Origin of the sequence: Bathymodiolus azoricus thioautotrophic gill symbiont, assembly GCF_001298715.1 — a bacterium.
Lineage (GTDB): Bacteria > Pseudomonadota > Gammaproteobacteria > PS1 > Pseudothioglobaceae > Thiodubiliella.
Genome location: NZ_CDSC02000458.1, coordinates 1 through 2,294 on the forward strand (window position 1 = coordinate 1; position 2,294 = coordinate 2,294).

The following is a 2,294-nucleotide window of genomic DNA, read 5'->3' on the forward strand; positions in this document are numbered from 1 at the left end:
GTAGATATTTTTTAACAAATAAGAGGATTTAGGATGAATTATCGAACAGAATATGGGTTATCAAATGATGATATAGCATTCATTGATAAAAAAATACAAGAAGCTAATGTTATTTTTGAAAGAATATCGAAAAAAGAGAGTTATATCAAAGAAAATTGCGAAAGTGAGGCTATCAGAGAATATTTAGATAATCTTTGAATGTTTTAAAAAAATATTTAAACACGCAATAACGCCTAGTGATTTATCCTAGGCGTTTTTTATTCAGGTTCAATATCAAATTACAACAACATGAAAATAGAAAGAGATGAATTATTAAAACACACTAAAAAAATAGTTAAACATTTGCGCTCTTCTGGCGGAATTTTTGGTGACAGTAGCATTCCTAATGAAGAAAATATTCATCTCGCTATGGCTGATGCTCTGATCGATATTGGTGAGTATTGTGAAGAATATGAAATAAATGTTTCTACTTTTGATAGCATCAAACTACTAGCATTTTCCCTGCCTCATATAATAAGAAGAGATCCTTCTATAAATTCTGAGCGCTATATTTTTAGCATTTTTCAAATGCTTGAGGAGTCTTACAAAAAGAAAATAAATTTTGATAAAAAAATAAACGATTCTATTAAGGTATCTGATAAACTTTTTCGTGATAACAATTGTTTAGTTATGTATGGTTATATTAAAGGTTTTCAAGAAGCCTTAGAGTACACAAAAGATAAATGATAAAACGCGCACTCATCAGTGTTTCTGACAAAACTGGCATTCTTGAATTGGCACAATCTTTAGCCAGCAAAGATATTGAAATTCTTTCCACAGGTGGTACAGCCAAACTTTTAGCTGATAACAATATCCCCGTGATTGAGGTATCGGATTACACAGGATTTCCTGAGATGATGGCAGGTCGTGTTAAAACACTTAATCCAAAAATTCATGGTGGTATTCTTGCACGCCGAGGACTTGATGAAGATGTAATGGCACAAAATGATATTAACCCAATTGATTTAGTTGTGGTTAACCTCTACCCTTTTCAAGCAACGATTGCCAATCCTGATTGCACCTTAGAAGATGCGATTGAAAACATTGACATTGGCGGTCCTGCAATGTTGCGTTCAAGTGCTAAAAACCACGCCTCAGTAACGGTGGTGGTAGATAGTACAGACTACCAAAGCGTGATTGATGAAATCAATACAAATGGCAATACCATGCTAAATACTCGCATTAAATTGGCACTGAAAGCTTTTGAACACACCGCGCAATACGATGGTGCGATTGCCAATTATTTAGGCAAAGAAGAGGATGGTTTTTCGCATACCATGAACTTACAATTTCACAAAACTCAGTCAATGCGTTATGGGGAAAACCCACATCAATCAGCTGCTTTCTATGTTGAAAAAAACATTACTGAGGCTTGCGTGGCGTCATCCACTCAATGTCAAGGCAAAGAAATGTCGTATAACAATATGGCAGATGCTGACGCCGCACTTGAATGTGTACGCAGTTTTAACGAGCCTGCTTGTGTGATTGTCAAACACGCCAACCCATGCGGTGTTGCTGTGCGCTCTAAAATTTTTGATGCTTATAATGATGCCTTTAAAACCGACCCAACTTCAGCATTTGGTGGCATTATTGCCTTTAATCGCGACTTAGATGCAAAAACAGCACAAGCCATTATTGAGCGTCAATTTGTTGAAGTTATCATTGCACCAAATATTGATGACGAGGCTAAAAAAATCCTATCAAATAAACAAAATGTTCGTGTTTTAGAATGTGGAGACTTGAACGCAGCACAGCCATCACTGGACTACAAGCGTGTCACTGGCGGCTTATTGGTGCAAGACAAAGACTTAGGTGTTATCAATGAAAACAATATTAAATGCGTTAGCAACACGCAACCAACCAACGAGCAAATCAAAGACTTACTATTCGCTTGGAAAGTGGCCAAAGCCGTTAAATCAAATGCCATTGTTTATGTTAAAAATCAGATGACAATTGGTGTAGGTGCGGGGCAAATGTCTCGTGTTTATTCAGCAAAAATCGCTGGCATTAAAGCCACTGATGAGGGGCTAAAAGTTAAAGGTTCGGTAATGGCATCAGATGCTTTCTTCCCATTCAGAGACGGTATTGATGCCGCAGCGAAAGATGGTATCAAAGCTATTATCCAACCGGGTAGATCAATGCGTGATACAGAAGTGATCGAGGCGGCAAACGAACATGGTATCGCCATGGTGTTTACGGATATGCGCCATTTCAAACACTAGTTTGTAGCGATGCTCTTTACGCCTGTTTTTGTT

At 37.3% G+C, this 2,294-nt stretch carries 3 protein-coding genes; all 3 read left to right on the forward strand.

Annotated features, from left to right (window positions below; all coding sequences use genetic code 11):
- The first annotated feature begins 33 nt into the window (after positions 1-33).
- The 3 genes from BAZSYMA_RS10110 to purH all read left to right on the forward strand — a co-directional run bounded on the left by BAZSYMA_RS10110 (position 34) and on the right by purH (position 2,261).
- On the forward strand, positions 34-198 hold the full coding sequence (locus tag BAZSYMA_RS10110; protein WP_180323608.1) for a hypothetical protein: 165 nt from the start codon (positions 34-36) through the stop codon (positions 196-198).
- Positions 199-288: 90 nt separating this feature from the next.
- Entirely contained in the window at positions 289-726 is a 438-nt protein-coding gene (locus tag BAZSYMA_RS08685; RefSeq protein ID WP_090718056.1) for a hypothetical protein, read from the forward strand.
- On the forward strand, positions 723-2,261 hold the full coding sequence (gene purH, locus BAZSYMA_RS08690; RefSeq protein ID WP_090718059.1) for a bifunctional phosphoribosylaminoimidazolecarboxamide formyltransferase/IMP cyclohydrolase: 1,539 nt from the start codon (positions 723-725) through the stop codon (positions 2,259-2,261). The genes BAZSYMA_RS08685 and purH overlap by 4 nt, the downstream gene beginning before the upstream one ends.
- Positions 2,262-2,294 lie beyond the last annotated feature (33 nt).